Consider the following 21,882-nt stretch of genomic DNA (forward strand, 5'->3'; position numbering starts at 1 on the left):
ATGTTGCACGCCGTGATCTTGGCCGGAGGAACGGGAACAAGACTTTGGCCGGAGAGTCGCGCGGCCGCACCCAAACAATTGCTGACCCTGCGCGGAAACCGCACGCTGATTCAAAACGCGGTCGACCGCCTGGGCGACCTCGTACCTCTGGATCGAATCCTGATATCCACGACTCGGGATTTGGCCGGCCTGCTGCACGAATCGTTGTCCGTCCTGCCTCGCGACGCCTTCCTGTGCGAACCCTATCCGCGGAATACGGCGCCGTGTATCGGCCTGGCGGCGATCCATCTGTTGCGACGGGACCCCGATGCCGTCATGGTCGTCATGCCCGCCGATCACATCATCGAACCTCCGGATCGCTTTCGCGCGGCGCTGCGGACGGCCCATGCCCTGGTGAGCGAGGACCCGACCCGACTCATCACGTTTGGCGTGCCGCCCACCTATCCGTCGCCGTCTTTCGGGTATTTGCAGCGAGGCGAGGCAGTGCCCTCACCGGCCTTGGCCGAGTCGGAAATGCCGTCGCGAGTCTTTACCGTGGCGGGCTTCCGCGAAAAGCCCGCTTCCGAAACGGCCCGCGAATACGTCGAGTCCGGACGATTCCTTTGGAACGCCGGAATCTTCGTTTGGCGTGCGGATACCATCTTGCAGGCACTCCAACGCTATCGTCCCGCCGTTCATGAGCGTTTGCAAACCATCGCCGCCGCGGTCGATTCGGTAAAGTTCGCCGAAATCCTGGACCGCGAGTTCGAAGCCGTGGAAAAAATCTCCATCGACTACGCCGTCATGGAGAAGGCGGACAACGTCGTCATGATCGAGGCGGATTTCCTGTGGGACGACGTGGGCGGATGGCGGTCCGTGGAACGCCTCTATCGTCAAGATTCCGGGAACAACACCATCGCCGCCGACAAAGCGCTGCTGATCGAGGCCACCGGGAACATCGTCCGCTGCCGTGATCCGCACCATCTGATAGCGGTGTTGGGAGCGCACGACTTGGTGATCGTCGCCACGCCCGATGCCACGTTGGTTGCGGACAAACGTCGTGAAGAGGAAATCCGCCGAGTCTTAGCGAAGCTGGAGGAACTGGGCTGGAAGGAATTCTGCTAGCCCCCTATTCTGAAGTCGTGTGGCGATCGGACACCCTCTCTTCGCGGTGTCTCCCTCCACGGATGGCGAAGCATGGATTTTCGCGTACAACTCGATGTCTTCCGCGGGCCTCTGGACCTCCTGCTCTATCTCGTCCGTAAGAATGAGCTGGAAATCACCGAGATCTCGGTGGGCCGCATCGCCGAGCAATTCTTAGAATACCTCGATTCCGGGGTGCCTTTGGATGTGGACACCGCGGCCGAATTCCTCGCCATGGCCGGTTGGTTGGCCGAGATCAAATCCCACGAAGTGCTGCCGCACCAAGAATCGGCGATCGAGGTCGAGGAACCCGCCCGCGACGAGCTTGTTCGCCGGCTTTTGGAATACAAAAAATATCGCGATGCCGCGTATGAGCTGGAGGAAAAGGCACGCGCCTGGCAACAAACCTTTCGCCGACTCTCCGATGACCTGGGCAGCGTAGAGCGAAACCCCGCCGAGGAACCGCTGCAAGACGTCCAACTATGGGACCTGGTCAACGCATTCGTTCGCATCGTCAAAGAGTTGGACCGAACGGCCACGCCGGCCATTGTGTACGATGATACGCCGATTCGCGTCTTCATGGAGCGCATCTATCGCCGTCTGCAAAAGGAGCGGCATATCGCGTTCAGCCGCCTCTTCGAAAAAGGGATGCACAAGTCCACGCTGATCGGCATTTTTCTGGCTTGTTTGGAACTGGTGCGGCACGGTCAGGTCCGACTCGAACAGGCGCAACTGTTCGGAGAGATTCACTTGCACCTTCGGGAAAATGCGTCCGCCGACACCTCGTGGCAGGATGTTTCGGACTACAGTACGGGATCGCAACACGGGGATTCGGACGCCGCCGTGCCGCCGGATACCGACGACGAGGATTCCCGCGGCCCGGAGAAGGCCGACGACGACTCCTCGCCTGCTTGAGCGTCGACCGTCGAACCCAGCGTGAACATTCGCCGCGATTTCCACGACTCTCGCACAGGTCGACGCATTCCGAACGAAATTGCGACGGCGCGCGTGCCCTTATGGACTTTCGCCGCGGTGGGGGCTTAAATGAGTGCTGTCCTTCCTGCCCGGTTCGGCTTCGTCTCAGTGGGAGACGCCCCCGGCATTATGCATTCCGAAAAGGAGAGATCCATGAGTGCTGCCAACAGGACCAGTCGGCGGAGCTTCTTGAAAACTTCAAGCGCCGCCGTTGCTTTGCCCTATATCATCACGACAAAGGCCCTCGGCGACGGCGAGACGCCGCCCGCCAGCGAACGGATCGTGATGGGCGGTATCGGTATCGGCAACATGGGCCGGGGAGATTTGGGAGCCTTTCTCGGTCGCCCGGATGTCCAATACGTGGCCGTGTGCGACGTCCGCAAGAGCTTTCGCGAACAGGCCAAAGCCAATGTTGACAAGCACTATCAGAACGGCGACTGCAAGGCCTACAACGATTTTCGCGAAGTCCTGGCGCGAACCGACATCGACGCGGTCCACGTAGCCACGCCGGACCACTGGCACGCCATTATCGTCATCGAAGCGTGCCGCAGCGGCAAGGACGTTTATTGCCAGAAGCCCGAGACGCGGACGCTTCGCGAAGGCCCCTTGATGGTCGAGGCCGCCCGGCGCTACGCCCGCGTCGTCTCCGGCGGCAGCCAGCGCGTGCTGGAGGACTACCGCGACGTCGTAAACAAGTGCTGGGGCGGCGAGCTTGGAACGATCAAGTGGATCAATGTCAACGTCGGCCCCTTATCGCAGCCTTGCTATTTGCCCGCCGAACCCGTTCCCGACGACATCGACTGGGAAATGTGGCTCGGCCCGGCACCTTGGGCCCCGTACAACAAGGCTCGTTGCGACGGGAACTTCGGCACCGGTGGGGGAAGTTGGCGATCCTACATCGACTACTCGGGCGGAGGAATGACGGACTGGGGCGCCCACCATTTCGGCGGCGCCACCTTTGCCGTGGACGTACGGGAATTGCAACCCCAAGAGGTCATCTACCACAACGAGAATGGCCGCGAATTCCTGGAGTATCGCTACCCCAACGGGATCGTGCTTTATCACAATCGCCCCGATACGGGCAACCTCCAGGTGGAGGGCACGCCGGGTGAACGCCGCGATCCCAAGCCCGTCCCCGGATACAAAGGTTCCGGCGGCATTTACGGCGATTTCATCGAGTGTGTGAAGACTCGCGAAAAACCGTTCCGCGACATCGAATTGGCCATCAACACCATGGCCGTCTGCCACTTGGGAATCATCGCCTACACGCTCAAGCGGTCGCTGAAGTGGGACGCCGCGGCCCAGCAATTCGTGAACGATCCCGAAGCCGATCGATTGCGAGACCGCGCCCGCCGCGAACCGTGGGTCCTGTAGGCTTTCGTCGTACCGAGAAAGGGACGGCTTCGCTTTTTTCGCACGGCGGCGACTTCGTCCGCAACAACGTCTCTCGAATCACAATTTTCCCTAGCGAGGATAAGCCATGTTGGAAGACGCCTTTGAAGCCTTGAAGACTTTTGATTGGGGTTCCGACCCCAAGGTGCTGAAGCCCATCGACGACGCGATCGCCGCTTCCCACGGGGACGCGGCGGCGCGCGGGGAATTGGAGACGAAACTATTGGACCTTCTCCAAGGCGGGGTTTCCCGCGCGGCCAAGGATTTCATCTGCCGCAAATTGACGATCATCGGCACCGTCGCGAGCATCCCGGTTTTGGCCGGATTCCTGGGAGACGCCGAGAACTCGCACATGGCCCGATACGCACTGGAGCGCATCCAGGCACCCGAAGCCGCGCAAGCCATGCGGGAAGCCCTACCGAATTTGAGCGGCAAGCTCAAGATCGGCGTCATCGGTTCGCTTGGCGTGCGTCAAGACACGGCGTCGGTGCCGGTCCTGGCTGCGCTGCTGAGCGATTCCGATGCAGACGTCGCCCGCGCGGCGGCCTTCGCCTTGGGTGATATCCGCACTCCCGAAGCGGCCAAGGCCTTGACCTCGGCCACCGTGGCTGAGAGTGCGCGATCGGCGGTCGCCGATGCCGTGCTCGCCTGTGCCGAAGCCCTCCTGGCCAAGGGCGAAAAGGTCCAGGCGATCGCACTGTATAGGAAACTGACGGGCGAAGATCAGCCGAAACAGGTCCGGTTGGCCGCCACCCGGGGAATGCTGGCCGCCGCCGGCAAGTCCCAGTAATCTCCCCGTGGAGTTGTTTCTTAACCCGTGGAAGACGGGTGCGACCGACCGCTACGCCGATTCTCGCCTTTCTTCGTCGCCGCGGAATAGGCCGTATCCGTCTTCCCCCTTGTGGTCGTTTCCTACCGGGAGCCTCCCCTGATGTCGCGATTGTTCTACGCTTGGCTTTTATTACCATGTTTAACGCTTGCGGTCTTGCCGCGTGCTTGCATGGCCGAAGAGGCCGGCGGTGCCGAGTCCGAGGCCGTGCAGATGGTAATCGAGTTCTTGCGGGATTCCGATCGCGAAATCCGCGGACTCGCGCTGGAGCAAGTCCGCAGCGAGTTGAAGGGGGAGGCGTTCACGCGGCGATTCGCCGAAGAACTCCCGCGACTGGCTCCCGAGGCTCAAATCGGTTTACTGGGTGCTCTGGCGAATCGGGGCGACAAAGCCGCCCGACCGGCGATTCTTTCGCTGCTCGCGTCTGACAAGACCCCAGACGTTCGCGCCGCGGCGATCCGTGCGTTGGCCTTTCTGGGCGAAGCCGACGACGCTTCAGTCATTCTGCCTTCTCTCCGATCGGAATCCGAAGCCGAGCGCACCGCCGCCGGCTTCGCTTTGACCAGGCTCCCCGGCGATCAAGTCGGAAATATGATTCTAAGCGCGGTCGATACCGCCGCTGCGGGCCAAATTCCCGATTTGATCAGCCTCTTGGTCGAGCGACGCGCCTCGAATGCCGTGCCTCGCCTGCTGACTTTGGCGGCGGGGCAGGATGCCGTGCGACGCACCGCCGCACTCTCCGCCTTGGGTGAATTGGCAGGCCCGGAACATCTGCCCTCCATGCTGCGGATCGTCCTCGGTTTGACGGGCCGCGATCGGGAAACCGCTGAGAAGGCCGTCATGTTCCTCTGCGCTCGCATTCCCGAACCGTCGCGAGACGCCGCCCTGTCCCAGGCCGTGGACGGATTCAGCGAGTCCGACCAACGGGTCTTGCTCCCTACTCTCGGCCGAGTCGGCGGGAAAACAGCGCTTGCGAAAATCGAAGCCGCCCTACGATCGCAAGACTCGGCGTGGCACGAAGCGGGCATTCGCGCCATCGCCAATTGGCCCGACGGATCCGTCGCCGACCGTCTCATCGACTTGGCCGAGCGAGATCCTCACGCCGCCCATCGCACGACATGCCTCCGCGCCTTGATTCGGGTCGCCCCTTTGGCCGCCGACCGCGACAACGTCGGAAAGCTCGAACTCCTCAAAACGGCCATGAAGCTATGCACGCGCGACGAGGAGCGACTTCTCATCCTGCAACGGGCCCAGGCCATTCGGGATGTGGCGACACTTAGATATCTCGTCACATTCTTGGATCAGCCCGCCTATGCACAGGAAGCGTGCGGTTCCATCGTGGAATTGGCTCACCACAGGGAACTTCGCGAGGCGAACAAGTCCGATTTCGACAAAGCACTGGACGCCGTCATTCGCATCAGCAAAGATCCCGTCGTCGTGGATCGTGCCAATCGTTACAAGAAGGGCCAAACCTGGGTGCGACCCAAGGCGTCACCGTGATTTGCGGGCCGGAACGAACCGCGGGGCGGCATCGGGCGTATCTGCCCAAAACGTCTTACGTCCGGGCCGTTGAAAGGTGTATCCCATGGACCGAAACGCCACTGGTTTGATTGCGACTCATTCTTTTTTGGCGGGCCGACTCGTGCTGAAAGCTTCTTTGTCCGCGGCCGCGCTGCTGTTCGCGGTGTTCCTTTCGGGCTGCGAATCCCGTCCGCCGCTGGAGGAACTCGGCGAACTGGAGTTCTCAGTCCCCGATCTCCCCGGCATGGGGGAACCGTTCGTCCTACCCAGCGGCGAAAAGGTTACGCCGCGGACCGAGGAGGATGAGATGCGGGAGGCCATGATGCGGCAAAACCCGAATTTGCCGGTACCCAAAGCGCCCACCGCAGACGCCCCGACATCCGGCGAAGCCCCTTCATCGAGTCCCCCCGCCCCCGATCAGAATGGTCAATCCGACGCCATCGGCGGCGACTCCCAAGCTGCCGCGGGCGGTTGAGACTTGGAAGCGGTTACCATCCGCATTCAACGCGCCCGTCAGTGAATTTGAATTCCCCGAGTTCCGCAATTAGCCTGGAGAAGAGACGGGCTTCTCGCGCTAGATTCTCACTCAGGCCCTTGGCGGGACGGGTTCGATGGTACGCTTTCGATCGATGACGCCGTTGCTCCTTGCCGCGGTGTTCTCTCTGACGGGTCTTGGCGAGGACGGAATCAGACCGGTATTTGGCGGAGAGTATTTTGCCGGAAGATGCTCCTTACGGCCTATCCCGGACGTCCCCTCGATCCACCTGCTGCGTGTGCCCGCCGTTCCGGGGCATCCCGCCGGCCTTTGGCCGAACTTTACCGATGAGTACGATACGCGGCCCTACTTCGTGAGGTATCCCGTCACGCAGTACGGATATCGGACACTCGTGTTGGGCCGAGGGATCGTATATCGCTCGGATGCCGCCCGCTTATGGGCGCCGGGACGCCTCGCCTTTTTCACCTCCCAACGTCCTTGGTTTGCCTCCGCGGGCTTTGCCTGGCCGCTCGACCGCCGCCCTGCCGCGCTTCCCGCACGGGAGATGCGTGCGACCCCGCCTCGTCCGACTCCCGTCTTGGTTCGCAATCCCTTTGCGACTCAAGCCCCGGCAAACACCCTCGAAGAGGCCGAGGGCGTGCCGGCGGTCGCCGGGCAGTCGATACGCATTCTCAGCGAAAACAGCGACGGGCTTCGCCCCCTGCGTATCGCCAACTCTCATCTACAGAGTGAGAAGTGAACCGACTCGCCCCTCTGTTTGCGGCATCGGCAGTCCGCGCGGCGTCCGCCGTTCACAGCCTGCTGCGACCGGATTCTCGAATCGTATTCAAGACGGTTCGTAGCCGAGATACCGTGTCGGGCCGGGTTAAGAAGAGGTTGTCTTTTTCGCCAACGTCCTCGCGAAGGTTATAAAGTTGGCCCGCGGGTGCATTGTCGGGCACGCGATTCTCCGGCAAACTCCAACCGCCGGAACCGCGGCAGTCGATGAATTTCCAATCGCCCTGACGCACGGCGAATTTGCCGTTAATCGAGTGCATCACGACGGGCGGACGATTGACCGTGTCGGCTTTACCGGCCAACAGCGGCAAGAACCCGAAGCTGTCCTCTCCGCACGTCTCGGGCAGCGTATCCCCCACGATCTGCGCGAACGTCCCCAGCAAATCGGTCAGGCAAATCGTAGCCTCGCAGGTCGTCCCAGGCTCGATCCGGGCCGGCCACCTCGCAAGGAACGGGACGCGATGCCCTCCTTCCCAGGCATCGGATTTTTGGCCGCGAAAATGATAGTTCGTGTCATGCTCGTACTGGGCAAAGAACGGCCGAATCGTCATCGTGGAACCGTTGTCGCTGGTGACAATGACAAGGGTGTTCTCCCGGAGATGTAGCCGGTCCAAGGTCTCCAAGATGCGTCCCACGGCCCAATCCGTCTGGATCACGAAATCTCCGTACTCCCCCGCCCGGCTTTTTCCTCGGAACGGTTCCTCGGGCAGCACGGGGGTATGCGGGGCCGTCAATGCGAAGTAAAGGAAAAGCGGCCTCTCGGGATCCTCGCCCCGTCGGTCCGCCAACCATTGCTCGGCCTTTTCCGTACACTTCCGCAAGACCTCCTCGTGCCGAAAGTCCGGAGATCGTTTGCCGCGGCGCCAATTGCGCGGGAAGGCTTCGCCCTCGGTATCCAACGTCGGCGGTTGCACCACGCGGTCATTTTCGATGTAGCAATAAGGCGCCATATCGAGCGAGGCACTGATGCCGAAGAAGTAGTCGAAGCCCACCGTGAGCGGCCCTTCCGTGATGGGCATCCCGTAATCCACGCCCGGATCGTTCGTCGTGCCGTCCCGCTCCGTCACCGGTCGCCCTTGGTCATCCTGCCACCCCAGACCGAGATGCCATTTCCCGACTGCCGCCGTGGCATACCCGTGCCGTTTGAGAAACGACGCCACGGTCTCCCGTCCCGATTCGATGAGCGGACGATCGAAACCGAGAAGCACGCCCGATTGCAAACGCGTCCGCCAGGCGTAACGACCGGTCAACAGTCCGTACCGCGTCGGCGTACAAACCGCCGAGGGCGAATGCGCGTCGGTGAACGTCATGCCCTCACGGGCAAGCCGGTCCATATGCGGAGTGTCGATCTTCGATTTGGGATTCAGGCAAGAGAGATCGCCATAGCCGAGATCGTCGGCCAAAATGACCACAATATTGGGCGGTCGGTCCGCGGCGGCATCCGAGGCATTCGCGACTTCCGATCGCGCAACCGCGCCGGCCCACAAGAGCAGCACCGCAACCGGTGCGAAAAGCACCCGCGAGAGCGTCGTGGCGCAGCCTACGGCGGCATCGCAATTGACGCCGTTCCAGCCCGGTCGGCCCAGCATTCCCGACACACGTAAGTACATCAGAAAACGGGCCGAAGTACGATTACCCGCGGTGGAAGTCATCACCTGATTCTCCAGTTCCAAGCCCAGCAGATTTCCCTTCGCATCGAATCGCGGCATGTCCCCTTGTTCTACAACGCACTGCGAATACGGCGAGAAACCTCTTGACCGATACGCCTTCAAGCCTCAGCGGCTTTTGCCCGCCGGGACTCCAACATTTTGATCCACGGCCCGATGTAATAACCATGATCGTGATACGTCCGCCCGCTCACCAAGTTCCCGTCGATCACGCACGGTTCATCCACAAAGATACCGCCGCACACCTCCAGATCGAATCGGCATTTGGGAACGGTAGCCATGCGCCGGCCTTTCACGCAACCGGCATAGGCCGGGATTTCGACCCCGTGGCAGACGCACGCAATCGGCTTCGCCGCCTCGAAGAAGTGCCGAGTGATGCGGACCAGGTCGGGGTCGTACCTTAAATACTCGGGTGCACGCCCTCCGGAGAAAAAGATGCCCGCGTATTCCTCGGGGCGAACGTCTCGAAAGGCGATGTCCGCCTCGATCGTGTAGCCTTCCCACTCCTTGGTGATCGTCCAACCCGGCTTCACTTCGTGGAGGACCATTTGATAGCGTCGTTTCTCCGGCGCGGCAACGACGGGACGAAAGCCTGCCTCAATCAGACGGTAATAAGGATAAAGCGTATCCACTGTCTCGGTCGCATCGCCGACAACTATCAGCACTTGATCCATGTAACGAGTCTCCCAATGTTCGATACGCCCGACTCGACCGTCGGAATGAACCGTCTCACGCCCACCGGCGCGGGAATCTCACTACGTCAGGCATCGCTCCAGGTACTCTTTGGCTCGGTTCACCTCGTCCGTAACATCCGCAACGGACTCTCGAATCAGTCTTCCGCGCGGATAGGGGTGCATGAAAATCGAGGTAAAACCCGGGTAGTTCACGTCCCGGAGGGCGTGCAGCAGCGGCCGAAAGTCGAGCGGTCCTCTGCCCGGCATTTGCAAAAGCTCGTCCTCCGGCGGCATGGCGGTCATGCAACCCTTGCCGTGCTGCCAAGCGTAGAAAACGGCAACCTTGTCGCTTAGGGCACGTATCAACTCGGCCAGCAGGGAGGAATCCTGCGGAAGGTGATAAGGCGCGAATGCGATCGCCAGATGAGGAGACGGAGCCATCTCGGCCAACCATTTCATCGAGTCGGGCGACTCGATCAGGCTATTGCCGTGATTCTCGATCGCCACGGTGACCCCGCAGCCCTCCGCAACCTCAAGGTGGGATCTCATTGCTTCCGCGAACCGAGCGACGGCCTCTTTCAACTCCGCGCCGGACAATCCCTTCGGCCCCGCGGCACCCGTCACGACCAACGCGCAGCCCATCCGTGCGGCCAACTGCATCTCCTCTTTCAGCCGAAACGGTCCCAGATCGTAGCGAGTCAGACAACCCAGTTTTACGTCATGTTGTTGCAATAGGCCGCGAAAGCCGTCCTCTCCGATTACGTCCAACTGCTCGCGTTGACTGCCGTGAACCTTGGGCCACAAGTCGATGGATCGTGCGCCGGTCTTGGCGACCTCCGGCAAAACCTGCCTCACGTCCGTATACCCGTAGAGACAGGACGCCAAGAGATACTTCAGACGAAAAGGCGTGGAAGGGGAAGGCTCCGCCGACGCCGCTTTCACCGTATCGCAACTCCACGCGGAGCTTCCGATCGTCAGCCCGGCGACCGACGCCGCCGTGAACTCGCGCCTCGTCCACACTTTCCCGTCGTGCATAAAATCACTCTCACCGCATCCACAGGTTCGGATTTTTACCCCGCCGCATCGAATTGATCTGCGAAAGATCGCGCCGTCTGCGGCACAATGCGTGCCGGTTCCATCTTAGTCCCCGCCGCCGCGACGGTCACACGACCTCGAACCCCTTCCGTTGCGGGCGGGATAGCATGCTATTGGCTTCGTCGTCGCCTACGAAGGCCTCCGCTTGGGCATCCCACCGCAAAGGCCGTCCGAGACGAATCGCAAGATTGATCAAATGGCAGGTCGTGGCGCTGCGGTGCTGGCTCTCGCAATCGGAGATAGGCCGCTTTCGCTCGCGGACGCAATCAAAAAAGTTGCCCATGTGATTGACGATGGCGTCCAGTTTTCCGACCCGCTCCGGTCGCGACAGATTGTCGAAGTCGTAAAGGCGGAATTGATCGCGAGGCAGAGGGTCGTCCTTCAGTGCGTCCACGGGCGTTCCCGAGATGCTTCCCCGATTGACGAATAGCCGCCCCTGCTCGCCCTCGAAAAGGACGCCCACCCGACTCTGTTCGTCCACCAACAGCTCGACGCCGCTGGGATAGCGAACAATGCCGCGGAAATCGACCGGGACGTTGTACCCATTCGGGACGTCGGGGAGCTTGCCTTGCCCCTCAATCTCGCTCGGCAACTCGTTGATTCCCCATTGGGCGATGTCCACGTCGTGAGCCCCCCAATCCGTCACCTTGCCCCCTGCGTATTCGAACCACCAACGGAACGTATAATGACAGCGTTCCTCCACGTAGGGCACTTCCGGCGCTTGCCCCAGCCACAAATTCCAGTTGAGAGCCCCTGGAACCGGTCGCTCGGGAAACGGCCCTCCGGTCGGATTGGGACCGACCCCCACCGAAACTTTCCGCAGGTTTCCCAATCGTCCCGCCCGAACCAATTCGACCGCTAACCGATAACGGGCATCGTTCCGTTGCCAGGAGCCGACTTGGATCACGCGACCGGTCTCTTCCGCCACACGGCGAATGATCTTCCCTTCGTCGATCGTCAAAGTAATCGGCTTTTCGACATAGACGTCTTTTCCCGCTCGACACGCGTCGATCGTCATTTTGGCGTGCCAATGGTCGGGAGCGCCGATGAGGATGACGTCCACATCCTTGCGATCCAAAAGTTGCCGGTAATCCTCGAAGATGAGCGGGGTGCTTCCGAAGCTCGCGCGGGCCTGTTCGCGCACATTGCGATCGACATCCGCGATGCCGACAACCCGACCGTGGTTCTGAGCAATCAGGGTAATCACCGTGCCTTGATAGCGCATTCCGACGGCGCCGATCCCCGGTCGATCGTTCGGCGAACCGGCCTCGGTCATGCCCAAGGTGCTTGCCGCGATGAAACGAGGCGGTACCAAAGACCCGGCGGCCAAAGCCCCGGCCTTCACCAAGAACCCGCGTCGGGCCGTCTTGTAGCGTTCCATGATTGGTTCCAACCTAAGATCCAAAAACGTAGAGGAAGGTGTCGTCCGCCTGACGACCGGCGTCCGCGCGATCTCCGCTGTCGCCGGCGGGGCTTGTCTGTCATACGTGCGGCCATATTATGTTCCGGTATCACGATCCCTGTCAACGAATCGAGGTGATCGAAGCGAGGACGCCCACGCCATTCGCGATGTCCCCGCGACGCGAAACACGCTACACGAAATAATCAAGGGCACGCCGCAGCGTGGCTCAACGTGCCGACCGTTTCGGAACCATGCCAAGAATCGCGCTCCCGGGATGCGACTTTTCCCAAGTTGTGATATCGGTACAAGTTCAAGACCGCCGCGACTGTCGTAATCAAGAGAGTGGCGCTCACCCGATGAATCGCGCCGGTTCCAGCTTCATTCCGCAGTCGATTGCTTTCCCAATTCCCATACCTACGCTTTTTCGAGTTTGAACATGCCGCGGGAAGTTTACTCCCGAACGCAAAGCCTCAAGAACTTCGCCATGGAGTTGGGCTTCGTCGCCGTCGGGGTAGCGCCGGCAATCACCCCACCGCACTACCATGAGTTCCTTACCTGGTTGGAGGCGGGCTACCACGGCGAGATGGCCTATTTGTCGCATCACGCCGCCGCGAGAGAACACCCCCGCCACGTGCTGGACGGCGTCCGCAGCGTCCTGATGGTCGCCCTGCCCTACAGTCCGGTTCTCCCACCCGTGCTTCCCACGGACGCCGCAACCGCACGCTACGCCCAGGGCGAGGATTACCACCGCCGGGCAAGGCGACTGCTTCGCGCCCTGGCCGAACAAGCCAAGCGATTGTTTCCGGGCGCTAACACGCGCGGCGTCGTCGACACTGCGCCGCTGTTGGAACGCGAGTTCGCCCAGTTGGCCGGACTGGGATGGATCGGCAAGAACACCATGTTATTGCACCCCAAGCTGGGAAGCTGGTTTACGGCGGCGGCGCTGCTCATCGACGTCGAGTTGGCCTACGACGCCCCGTTTGCCGCCGATCATTGCGGTCGTTGCACGGCCTGCCTGGACGCCTGTCCCACCGGTGCCCTCCTTCAACCTCGCGTCTTGGATGCGCGACGCTGCATCAGCTATTGGAACATCGAATATCAAGGGATGGCGTCCGAGCACGTGCGTGCGGCCATCGGAGATTGGTTCTTCGGTTGCGACATTTGCCAGGAGGTCTGCCCCTGGAATCGCAAGGCCGGAGACCCCCGTGCAGTGCAAGCGTCCGGCACGAATACGACCGGAAGTGTGGCCCTCATTGAACTTTTCAGACTGTCCGAAGAAGCGTTCCGGGAGTTGTTTCGGCCCACATCTCTGTGGCGGGCGAAGCGCCGCGGCTTGCTTCGCAACGCCGCCATCGTGTTGGCAAACCGCCGGGACACGAGCGCCCTGCCAGAGTTGACGGCGTCCACCCGAGATCCGGACGAAGTGGTCCGTTCCGCCGCCGCTTGGGCCGCCGCTCAAATTCGAGGTACCGCCGCGCCCGCGACATGACCCGAGCATCCGCGGCGATGAATCGCTTCCTTCGTTCGCCGCACACTCCCGGTGCACCCTTGTAATCACGTCTCCGCTCGACTCGGGCACCGGGCTGAAAAGGCCGCCCGGCGGGTTAGACTCCAGCTCGCCGCCGGGTGCCCTCTCAGACGGAGAGGTCCGCGACCTTTTCCTCTTCGATCGCACACGAAGTCCCCTGAGGCGCCGGCAAGGGCTTCCGCAGGCCGGGCAAGTCTTCGCGATACCAACTCCGCAAAAGCTGGTCCCAGTCGCTTCGTGTCTTCATGGAAACCAGAGCTTGACGAAGGGCATCGCCGCAGGGGTGAATCTTGGCGTATTGGAACAAGAAGTTACGCATCACCGAGACCGCTCGATCAGGACCGTAGGCCGCAACGGCCAAAGAGAAATGCTCTTCCAAGACGCGTCGCTGCTCGAACACCGAGGGCGGAGGCGGCAAAGGTTGGCCGTTGAGCACCGTCTGCAACTCGGAAAAGAACCAGGGATACCCCACCGCTCCGCGGGCGATCCACAGGCCGTCCACGCCCGTTTCTCCGGCCATGCGGCAGGCCGACGCCGGAGTATGCAGGTCGCCGCTGCCGAGGATCACCCGGTCGTGCCCGCGTCGCCGGAGTCGGGCCAAGAACGTCCAATCGGCTGACCCCTGGTATCGCTGAAGCACGGTCCGCGGATGCACGGTGATCGCCGATACCCCCAGGTCCCACGCTCCCTCGACAATGCGATGGAAATGCTCTTCGGAGGCCTGCGTATGATCCAATCCGCGGCGCAGCTTCAGGGTCAAGGGCATTTCCGGCGGAATGGCATCGCGGACAATCGCCACGATGCGCAACGCTTCCGCGGGATGCCCCAGGAACCACCCGCCACGACACTTCCCCAACACTTTGCGGACCGGACACGCGAAGTTGAGATCGATCCAATCAAACCCGCGGGTGGCTAAAGTCTTCGCGGCTTGGGCGAAGACTTCGGGATCGTCGCCCATCAGTTGTGCGCCGCAGGGATGATCTTCGTCGTCCACGCGGATAAATCGCCCGGCCTTGCTCCCCTTCGTCACCGAGATGACGAACCGATCGAGGAGCACCTCCGCCACGGCGAACCCCGCCCCGAAACGCCGACAGAGTACGCGGAACGGCCAATCGCTGTAACCCGCCAAGGCTCCCAGTCCGGCGGGGAAATCGATGGCGACGTTACCGATTCTCAAGGGCCGCTGCAACACGGTCTCGATCTCAAATCACAGGGCTTTGAAAGGCTTGCACGCGAATTCGGCAGGCACAGCGAACCGGACGGCGTCCCGATTCAAACGGCGGCGGGCTAGATCAGAACCGGACACACGTTGAACCACGTCCGCCCCTGACGGTGCATCCACTCCTCCGAATACGGCGGTCCCCAACCTCCGGCCTCGTACAACTCCAATTGCGGCGGTCCGCCCATGTCCCACGCCGCTTGAATGGGGTCGATGATGCTCCAAGCCAGCTCCACCTCGTCCGCGCGGGCAAAAAGGCTGGGGTCCCCCGTCATGACGTCCAACAACAGACGTTCGTAGGCCTCCGGCATTTCCCCGGCGAATTTCTCGCGAAAATTGAAATCCAGATCGGTCAACCGCATCTTCATGCCCGCATCGGGGACTTTGGTTTGAAAGTGAATCTGAATCCCCTCCGCCGGTTGAATTTGAAGGACCAAGCGATTGGCCTCGTGAATCCGGCGAGGTCCTCCCTCGAACATCATGTGCGGCGGTTCCCGAAACTGAATCACAATCTGCGTTGTGCGGCACGACATCGCCTTGCCGGAGCGGAGATAAAACGGCACGCCCTGCCAGCGCCAGTTGTCGATGTACAATTTGACGGCGCCGAACGTCGCGGTCTCGCTCCCCGGAGGAACATTCGGCTCATCCCGGTAGCGGCGATACTGCCCGCGGACGGTCCACAAGGCTACATCCTCGGGCGTCAGGCGGCGCACGGCGCGCAGCACCTTGACCTTTTCGTCGCGAATGTCGTCGGCATTGACGCGACTCGGCGGTTCCATCGCGGTCAGCGTCAGCAATTGTAATAGATGGTTCTGGAACATGTCGCGCAGGATGCCCGCCGATTCGTAGAACGCCGCACGGTGCCCCACCGGCAAATCCTCCGCCGCGGTGATCTGCACATGGTCCACGTAGCGGCGATTCCAAAGCGGTTCGAAGATGGTGTTGGCAAAACGCAGCACCAAGACGTTGCTGACGGTCTCTTTTCCCAGATAGTGGTCGATGCGATAGATCTGGCCCTCGGAAAAAACCTCGTGGACCTTGGCATTGAGTTGTCGCGCGGAAACCAAATCGCGTCCGAAGGGCTTCTCGATCACGAGGCGACGCGGAGCCTCTTGCTCGGTCGCCATGCCCGCCGCGCCCAAATGGACCACGGTCGGTTCGTAGTACTCGGGGCTGAGCGAGAGATAGTACATGCGAGCGTGAGGGCGGCCCTCTTCCAGTTCCCGCAAATGATCTCCCAATTGCCCAACATCGTCCGCATTCAAGACGTCCCCGCGGTGGTAATAGACATGCGGGGCGAATTGTCCCCATAACTCCTCGGAGAAATGAGAACCGGTGAATTGAGCGACGTGCTCCCGCAACGATTCCCGCCAACTCTCGTGCGAGAACGGACTGCGCGAAAAGCCGACGATATGCGTGTTGGGCGGCAAACGACCTTTGCGAAACAGTTCATAAAGGGCTGGGATCAGCTTTCGCTTGGTAAGGTCGCCCGAAGCCCCGAATATGACGACGGTGTGTTCCATGCTCGATTCTTTCAACTAACCGCCCTCCGCCGGATTCTGATCCCGTCCGATCTCATACCAATCGTACGAGGAAAACGCTTTGTGAACAGTCCCGCGCGATCGCCGGCGCCCATGCCCGCCGATCCGGTGTCTTGGTTCCGAGCCCCATCCCCGCGAATGTCAAGGCCCTTCGTCGGGTTGAGAAAGCTTGGTGGGAGCGGCGGCAGGCTCGGCCGGCACCGCCCGAGACGCCTCGCCGGCTACGAACTGAAACGGATTGGAATAGAGGGGCAGGTGGCGGTAGTAGACTTCCAGGCAATAGATCGACAGACAGGTGACGTAGAGTCGCCCGGCCTCGTTGGCCCATGCGTCCTCGGTGGGTCTCCGCGGATCCCAACTCCCCGCCTCAGGGCCGGACTTGACTTGCTGCTCGGGAAGGATCTGCCGCATCACGCCGTTCCATCGTTTCCAGTGCTCGCCCTCCATATGATGGCAGGCTTGCGCCGCGTAATACCAATAGTAGACGTCTCGTTTGTTATCCTCGAAACTGATCAGGTTGACGGGCTGGGTGATCCAATCCAAGCCCTTGATCATGCGGTCGTCGGTCCTTGGCCACCCCAAATATTGCCGCATCAGCAGCGCCTCGGCGGTCATGGCGAGGGTGGCTTGACGCCCTTTCTGGTACGGGTATTTCGCTCCGTTCTCCAGCGCCACCCGATCGAGAAATCGCTCGACCCGACGCAAGTTGTCGGACGGAACCTCCAGACCCGCCATGCGAGCGCTTTGCAGGGCCATCACAATCCAGCCCGTGACGGAGACGTCGCTGTCCGCGTTGGGACTGTAGCGCCACCCGCCCTCCTCGCTCTGCGAGCGCAAGAGGTGGTCGATCGCCTTGATCGCCGGTTCGCGAAACCGTTCCTCCCGCGTCATGCCCAATATCTCGCACAGGGCGATCGTGCACTGCCCCTGCGTGTAGTAACGATGATTGAATCCGCCCGAGTGAAAGAAATTCCCCTCGTTGTCCTGTTGTTGCAACAGCCAATCCCAACCGCGGCGAACATTTTCGCGGAACCGGCCCTGTTTGTGCGTATTTCCGGCCCCCTGGAAGGCCAAAAGCGCCATGGCCGTCGCCGCGGCATGATTCTCTTCCTGCCCGCCCGCGCTGTACGGACCCTGTAGGCTCCACGACCCGTCCTTCAATTGCTGCCGCGCCAGCCATTCCAGCCCGCGATTGACGGCGGCTTCCGTCAAGGCCGTCCCGCCGTAGGCCGCCAGGAGCGACCGCTTTCGCCCCTCCTCCCTTCCCTGGAGGGCATATCCGATCGCGGACGCCTTGATATCGCTGGTCGCCGTGACGCCGTTTTGTACCATCTCCACGGAGGGCGGCGCAGCGAAAGGATTCTCGACCTCGGGCAAGTCGCGCGGCGTCAGTATCGGCTCTTCCACGTTCTCGGGATCGTTTCCCGCAAATGGGGAATCGAACTCCAACTGCTCACCCAATTTTTCGGCATAGATTTCCGCGGTCAGTTCCACATCTCTCCGCCACATTTGCGGCAGCATGATCAGAGCCAAGATTACCATCAAGAGCGTGTGGAAAATCGCGCTGACCAACCAAGGCGGCGCGTATCGAACCGCGGCATCCGACAGATCCTCCTCCTCATCCGCCGGGTGAGGAATTCCCACCAAGTCCCGCCACGTGCGGCGACGTCGCGGTTGCTCCTCCGGTCCCTGACCGACCGCAGCGTATTGCCCGACCCCGTGGACGCCCCGCTGCCGTCCAACGAACGAAGGTGTCCCAGCCCCCATGGGCGGCACGGACCGCCCTTGGCTCTGCTGAAATTGAGGAACGCCGCCCCCAAAAGGGTTTGCCAACGGCGGCGGATCCGGACGATCCCCGAGCGAACCGCCTTGTCCCCCAGCTTGAGTGAAGGGGTTGGAAGCTCCCGGCGGGCGGTTCGGTAGGATCGGCGATTCACTCGACATCGCAAGACCGGAAAACAGACGAGCTGACGGAACGAAAAATTGAACCGAGATTTGGAACGCCCAAACCGAAGTTCCAAGCCACGCCAACGGCAAAGTTAAATTGGGGAACTTGCCGCAAATTCGAAGCCCCGAACGGCGAGACAGGCAAATCCTTCAACCGCTCCGATTCTCCATTGGGAGTTTACCACACCCCAACGCACTCCACAACGCAATTCCACGTGGATCCGAAACTGCACAGCCAAGACTTACCAACTAGTGCGTCGCCGACCCCAACATTGAAAAATAGCACCATGGAGTGGATCGATATAACTCTAGAGGACTTCATCCGGCCCTCTCTGCGAGAGAAAATCCCCTGGCAAAAGCCGCTCGGCTTGATACAATTGCCAAAATTCAAGTATCCTTGCTGTTGAAATTCGGGATATCATTCCATTGAGACGCGCCGATCACAACAGCGCGCGGTTCTTTGATCGTTTTTTGCCGACCGCCGAGAGTCTGCGTAACGTATAAATCACTTAGGGTCGCCCTTGACACGCGGTAAGCGACGTGCACCATGCTTTCGCGGAAAACTGCAAGACGGCGCTGCGGCAAACGGCGAGGCGACCGGCATCCTGATATCGACAATTCGTCAACCGAGTCGTTACCCGAGGTCTTCGTGAATGGACGGGCGAACGGTATTCATTGAGCGCGGCCCCAATGGGACCATCCTGGTTCGCGTGCCCTCGCGCTCCATCGGCAATTATCAACCGCCGGACGCGGTCTTCACATTTCGCTGCGGCGACCCGCAGTTCGAGTATTGGATGACTCAACTCGGCCACCAAGAATCTCAGGTGCGAACCGGCACCGTATCTTCACCTTCCTAAATCTTCTAACGACCCGCCCCTTCTCGGCTTCGCGAACTTCGCGGCCTTTTCCGCAAATCCGTACAACCGGAACCATCGGGCGGTCGCTCTCGCCGCGACTCTCGTTTGTGAGAGTTTTCGCTTGACTTGCGGGAGCCATAACCCAGGCTTTAGTAACGGAAACGCGGCTGCGTCATGCGCCGTCTCGTCCCACTTCGGCTTTCTCACCCCCGTGTTTCAGGGCAGGAGCATCCCGCCCGCGGATGCCCTGCCCGCCTTATTTAGCCCGGGCCCTCTTCCTGCCGGAATCCGATTCGGCGGTTGCACTCACTGCGAGTCGCCGACCGCATCGGGGAAATTCAAATGGCGCCGCAAGAAGCGGAAAGTCCCCACGCCGTGAATCATGTGCGGTCCGGGAAACCATTCGATCTCCGTCCTTTCGGGTATTCCCAATTGGACGTAGAGGAGACGCACTTTGGCGTATTCGTAAGCCACGGCCTCGTCGCTGGAGACGCCGTCAAAATGCCCGCGTTCCACCATGAACGGTCGCGGGGCAATGAGGGCGGCCATCTCCGCGTAATTGAACGTCTCTCCCAAGTCGAATTCGAAGATTTCGTACTCCCCCGTCCAGACATAGCTGTAGCGACTGCTGGTGGAGGCATTCTTCCAGATCCACTCATTGAAGTCGGCGGAACAGATCGAGAGACAATACTCGGGCACCAAGGCGGGCACGCGCATGGCCGTCTTCCCCCCGTAGGACAACCCGTAGAAACCGATCCGACTCGCGTCCACGTACGGCAAACCGCTCAGCCACCGCAGGATTTGGCGATGCTGCGGTACGATGATCGAGAAAAGCGTCTTCTTCAGGGGATACGCCTTTCTCTGCAACGTGCGAAAACGGTCGCCGAAAATATAGGGGTTCTGCGGTGCGAATACGACGAATCCCTGTTCCGCCAACCGCGCCGCATAGTCGTGATAGGCCCGGTGGTCGCCCGTAATCGTGTCTTGCGGCCTGCCTTCCAGCCCATGCTGACACACGACGACCGGCCTGCGATCTCCCACCGGGATGCCTTTGGGGACCAACAGCACTCCGTAAGCGAAGACCTCGCCGAATACCGGGATGACGACCTCGTAACCGGACCACGTCGGCATATCGTAGGCAAGACGAGATCTGGCGGTCGGCGGCGCGAGAGCGTCGTCGAATTTCCCGACCACTTCATTCTCGAAATAGGCTCGGTAGCGTTCCACGGTCTTGGCATGGCTTTCCAACGAAGCACGGTCCAATCCGGCCCAAAACTCCCCCCGCGTTTCGGCCGATCGCGCCAAGACTTGTTGACTGTGCCGATCCAGTTCATAGATTTGTCGCGTCAAACGTTCCGCGGGTTCGGGAAGCGGTTCATCGGTCCGTTGCGCCGTCCCTTCCTCAGCCGGACTCTTCGCGCAGCCTAACAGGGCCGCAAACTGAGCGAGGCACTCCGCGGTAGCGTACGGGCCGCGACCGTCCCCGCTAACAACGAGATGCCAATCCTTAGTCCAGGCGGGATCGACCCAGAAGTCCTTCGCGCGACGCCATTCCTGCCTCACGGCATCCGGATCGGGGGTGGCAATGCGACCGGGGGCGCTGCCCAAGCCCGGCGGGACCGTAAATTCCGGAGCCCGGCATGCTTCCACCACGCAACCGCGTCCTGCCAGCAACCGCAAAATCTCGGCGTCGCCGAAGCGATCCAGCCTCGCGAAGACGTTACGATCGATCGGTTCCTGCCACATCCCTTCGCGCGGACCAAAGTACCCGCTGATGCAGACCGCATCGATGCGCGGATCCACCGCCGCAGCGTACATCGCCAGCATTCCACCCTCGCCCCAACCGATCAAGCCAATGCGAGCCTCCGACGAGGACACGGCGCGAAGATAGTCGATGCCTGCCAATATCTTCTGCACCTCGTATCCGATCACATGGCGTCCAAGCTCATATGCCGGTCGATAAATATATTCGCGATGCGTCAGGCGAACGTTTCTTCGCTGAGTGATCTCGCGACTGATAAGCGTCGGAATCAGGACGCGGCATCCGGCGGCAGCCAATCGGGCCGCATAGCGGCATTCCGGGGGCACGCCTTCGACCAACCCCGTCAGCATTTCCGGTGTGACGTCGGCGTCCGGCACCGCCACCACGCCCGGCGCCGAATCCTTCCGGCCATCCGTCGGGACCAACCACAAACCCTCGCCCGTTACGTCCCCGAAGGCAGGCCAACGCACCGCATAGATTTCATAGCCAGGCCCGACGCCTGCTCGACCCGAACGACCGGGCGGAGCAATCACTTGCAATTGCGGAGACTCGACGCGAGCGTCCTTCATCCCCAGAATCTTGGCCAGTAGCGTCCTCTCTTCAGCGAAGGGATCGCCATTTCGCGCCACCGCTCCCGCTGCGCCGATCTGCGCCCCCTGCCAGGCCTCGTCCCGGTGGGCTCGGCTCTCGGTCGTCTTTCGCGTCAAAAAGGCGTCGATCGCGTCTACCATGCGCGAGGCGATATCGTCCGACCAATCGAGTGGCTCCGTCCCGGGCAACGCTGCGCCGGACGCCCCCGCCTCTTCGCCGGCCTCATTCGCCCAGGCGAGCCGGAACCGATCCACGGCTGGAATGGCGAGCGATGCGATCGCCGCGATTGCGACCATGCCGGCCCAAACCGCTGATCGGTGCGGCATTTCCAAAGGGAAAGCAGCCCAAAGAACCCTACCCCATCGTGATTTGAGAATACGCATGGAAACCCTCCTCTCGCGGATCTCTATCGTTCGTTTCGCGTCCGTAAAACGCCCCGCGGACGACGACGCGGCGTTCGGTCCGGCACGCCGGTTCGGAACCACGC

Annotated in this window: 17 protein-coding genes; 9 read left to right on the plus strand and 8 right to left on the minus strand. The window is 61.3% G+C overall.

The features are described from left to right. The 7 genes from ACYQ6J_RS03045 (at position 1) to ACYQ6J_RS03075 (ending at position 7,074) form a co-directional block, all read left to right on the plus strand. A complete protein-coding gene (locus tag ACYQ6J_RS03045; protein WP_460182722.1) occupies positions 1 to 1,104 on the plus strand; it encodes a mannose-1-phosphate guanylyltransferase in 1,104 nt (367 codons plus the stop codon). A 72-nt stretch (positions 1,105 to 1,176) separates the two neighbouring features. Next, complete coding sequence (locus ACYQ6J_RS03050; protein WP_460182723.1) at positions 1,177 to 2,037, plus strand: segregation and condensation protein A; 861 nt, start codon at positions 1,177 to 1,179, stop codon at positions 2,035 to 2,037. Positions 2,038 to 2,250: 213 nt separating this feature from the next. Then, positions 2,251 to 3,471 (plus strand): Gfo/Idh/MocA family protein, encoded by a 1,221-nt coding sequence (locus ACYQ6J_RS03055; protein ID WP_460182724.1) that lies wholly within the window; start codon positions 2,251 to 2,253, stop codon positions 3,469 to 3,471. Positions 3,472 to 3,577: 106 nt separating this feature from the next. Next, entirely contained in the window at positions 3,578 to 4,279 is a 702-nt protein-coding gene (locus ACYQ6J_RS03060; RefSeq protein WP_460182725.1) for a HEAT repeat domain-containing protein, read from the plus strand. Positions 4,280 to 4,420: 141 nt separating this feature from the next. Continuing rightward, positions 4,421 to 5,818 carry a HEAT repeat domain-containing protein gene (locus ACYQ6J_RS03065; protein ID WP_460182726.1) on the plus strand — a complete coding sequence of 466 codons (1,398 nt, stop codon included), beginning with the start codon at positions 4,421 to 4,423 and terminating at the stop codon, positions 5,816 to 5,818. Between the two features lie 142 nt (positions 5,819 to 5,960). Further along, complete coding sequence (locus ACYQ6J_RS03070; protein ID WP_460182727.1) at positions 5,961 to 6,314, plus strand: YlmC/YmxH family sporulation protein; 354 nt, start codon at positions 5,961 to 5,963, stop codon at positions 6,312 to 6,314. Positions 6,315 to 6,450: 136 nt separating this feature from the next. Further along, a complete protein-coding gene (locus ACYQ6J_RS03075; RefSeq protein ID WP_460182728.1) occupies positions 6,451 to 7,074 on the plus strand; it encodes a hypothetical protein in 624 nt (207 codons plus the stop codon). Between the two features lie 52 nt (positions 7,075 to 7,126). Here the strand turns inward: ACYQ6J_RS03075 and ACYQ6J_RS03080 are convergent, their stop codons facing one another. The 4 genes from ACYQ6J_RS03080 to ACYQ6J_RS03095 form a co-directional block, all read right to left on the minus strand. Next, entirely contained in the window at positions 7,127 to 8,821 is a 1,695-nt protein-coding gene (locus ACYQ6J_RS03080; protein ID WP_460182729.1) for a sulfatase family protein, read from the minus strand. A gap of 59 nt (positions 8,822 to 8,880) precedes the next feature. After that, the gene (locus tag ACYQ6J_RS03085; protein ID WP_460182730.1) at positions 8,881 to 9,453 is read right to left on the minus strand and encodes a DJ-1/PfpI family protein; all 573 of its coding nucleotides are present in this window, start codon (positions 9,451 to 9,453) and stop codon (positions 8,881 to 8,883) included. A gap of 81 nt (positions 9,454 to 9,534) precedes the next feature. Then, positions 9,535 to 10,488 (minus strand): sugar phosphate isomerase/epimerase family protein, encoded by a 954-nt coding sequence (locus tag ACYQ6J_RS03090; protein ID WP_460182731.1) that lies wholly within the window; start codon positions 10,486 to 10,488, stop codon positions 9,535 to 9,537. Positions 10,489 to 10,615: 127 nt separating this feature from the next. After that, positions 10,616 to 11,929: a Gfo/Idh/MocA family protein gene (locus tag ACYQ6J_RS03095; protein ID WP_460182732.1), complete on the minus strand. Its 1,314-nt coding sequence runs from the start codon at positions 11,927 to 11,929 to the stop codon at positions 10,616 to 10,618. Between the two features lie 457 nt (positions 11,930 to 12,386). Between ACYQ6J_RS03095 and queG the strand changes: the two genes are divergently transcribed. Continuing rightward, positions 12,387 to 13,439, plus strand: a complete 1,053-nt coding sequence (queG, locus tag ACYQ6J_RS03100) for a tRNA epoxyqueuosine(34) reductase QueG (protein ID WP_460182733.1) — start codon at positions 12,387 to 12,389, stop codon at positions 13,437 to 13,439. A gap of 145 nt (positions 13,440 to 13,584) precedes the next feature. On the opposite strand, the gene ACYQ6J_RS03105 is transcribed toward queG, so the two are convergent. The 3 genes from ACYQ6J_RS03105 to ACYQ6J_RS03115 form a co-directional block, all read right to left on the minus strand. Further along, entirely contained in the window at positions 13,585 to 14,670 is a 1,086-nt protein-coding gene (locus tag ACYQ6J_RS03105) for a tRNA dihydrouridine synthase (RefSeq protein WP_460182734.1), read from the minus strand. Positions 14,671 to 14,765: 95 nt separating this feature from the next. Next, the gene (zwf, locus tag ACYQ6J_RS03110; protein WP_460182735.1) at positions 14,766 to 16,220 is read right to left on the minus strand and encodes a glucose-6-phosphate dehydrogenase; all 1,455 of its coding nucleotides are present in this window, start codon (positions 16,218 to 16,220) and stop codon (positions 14,766 to 14,768) included. A 159-nt stretch (positions 16,221 to 16,379) separates the two neighbouring features. Continuing rightward, entirely contained in the window at positions 16,380 to 18,071 is a 1,692-nt protein-coding gene (locus ACYQ6J_RS03115; protein ID WP_460182736.1) for a prenyltransferase/squalene oxidase repeat-containing protein, read from the minus strand. Positions 18,072 to 18,838: 767 nt separating this feature from the next. Here ACYQ6J_RS03115 and ACYQ6J_RS03120 point away from each other — a divergent pair. Continuing rightward, positions 18,839 to 19,042: a hypothetical protein gene (locus ACYQ6J_RS03120; protein WP_460182737.1), complete on the plus strand. Its 204-nt coding sequence runs from the start codon at positions 18,839 to 18,841 to the stop codon at positions 19,040 to 19,042. Positions 19,043 to 19,348: 306 nt separating this feature from the next. Here the strand turns inward: ACYQ6J_RS03120 and ACYQ6J_RS03125 are convergent, their stop codons facing one another. Continuing rightward, on the minus strand, positions 19,349 to 21,778 hold the full coding sequence (locus ACYQ6J_RS03125; protein ID WP_460182738.1) for a dienelactone hydrolase family protein: 2,430 nt from the start codon (positions 21,776 to 21,778) through the stop codon (positions 19,349 to 19,351). Positions 21,779 to 21,882 lie beyond the last annotated feature (104 nt).

It is taken from the genome of Thermopirellula anaerolimosa, from assembly GCF_054657335.1.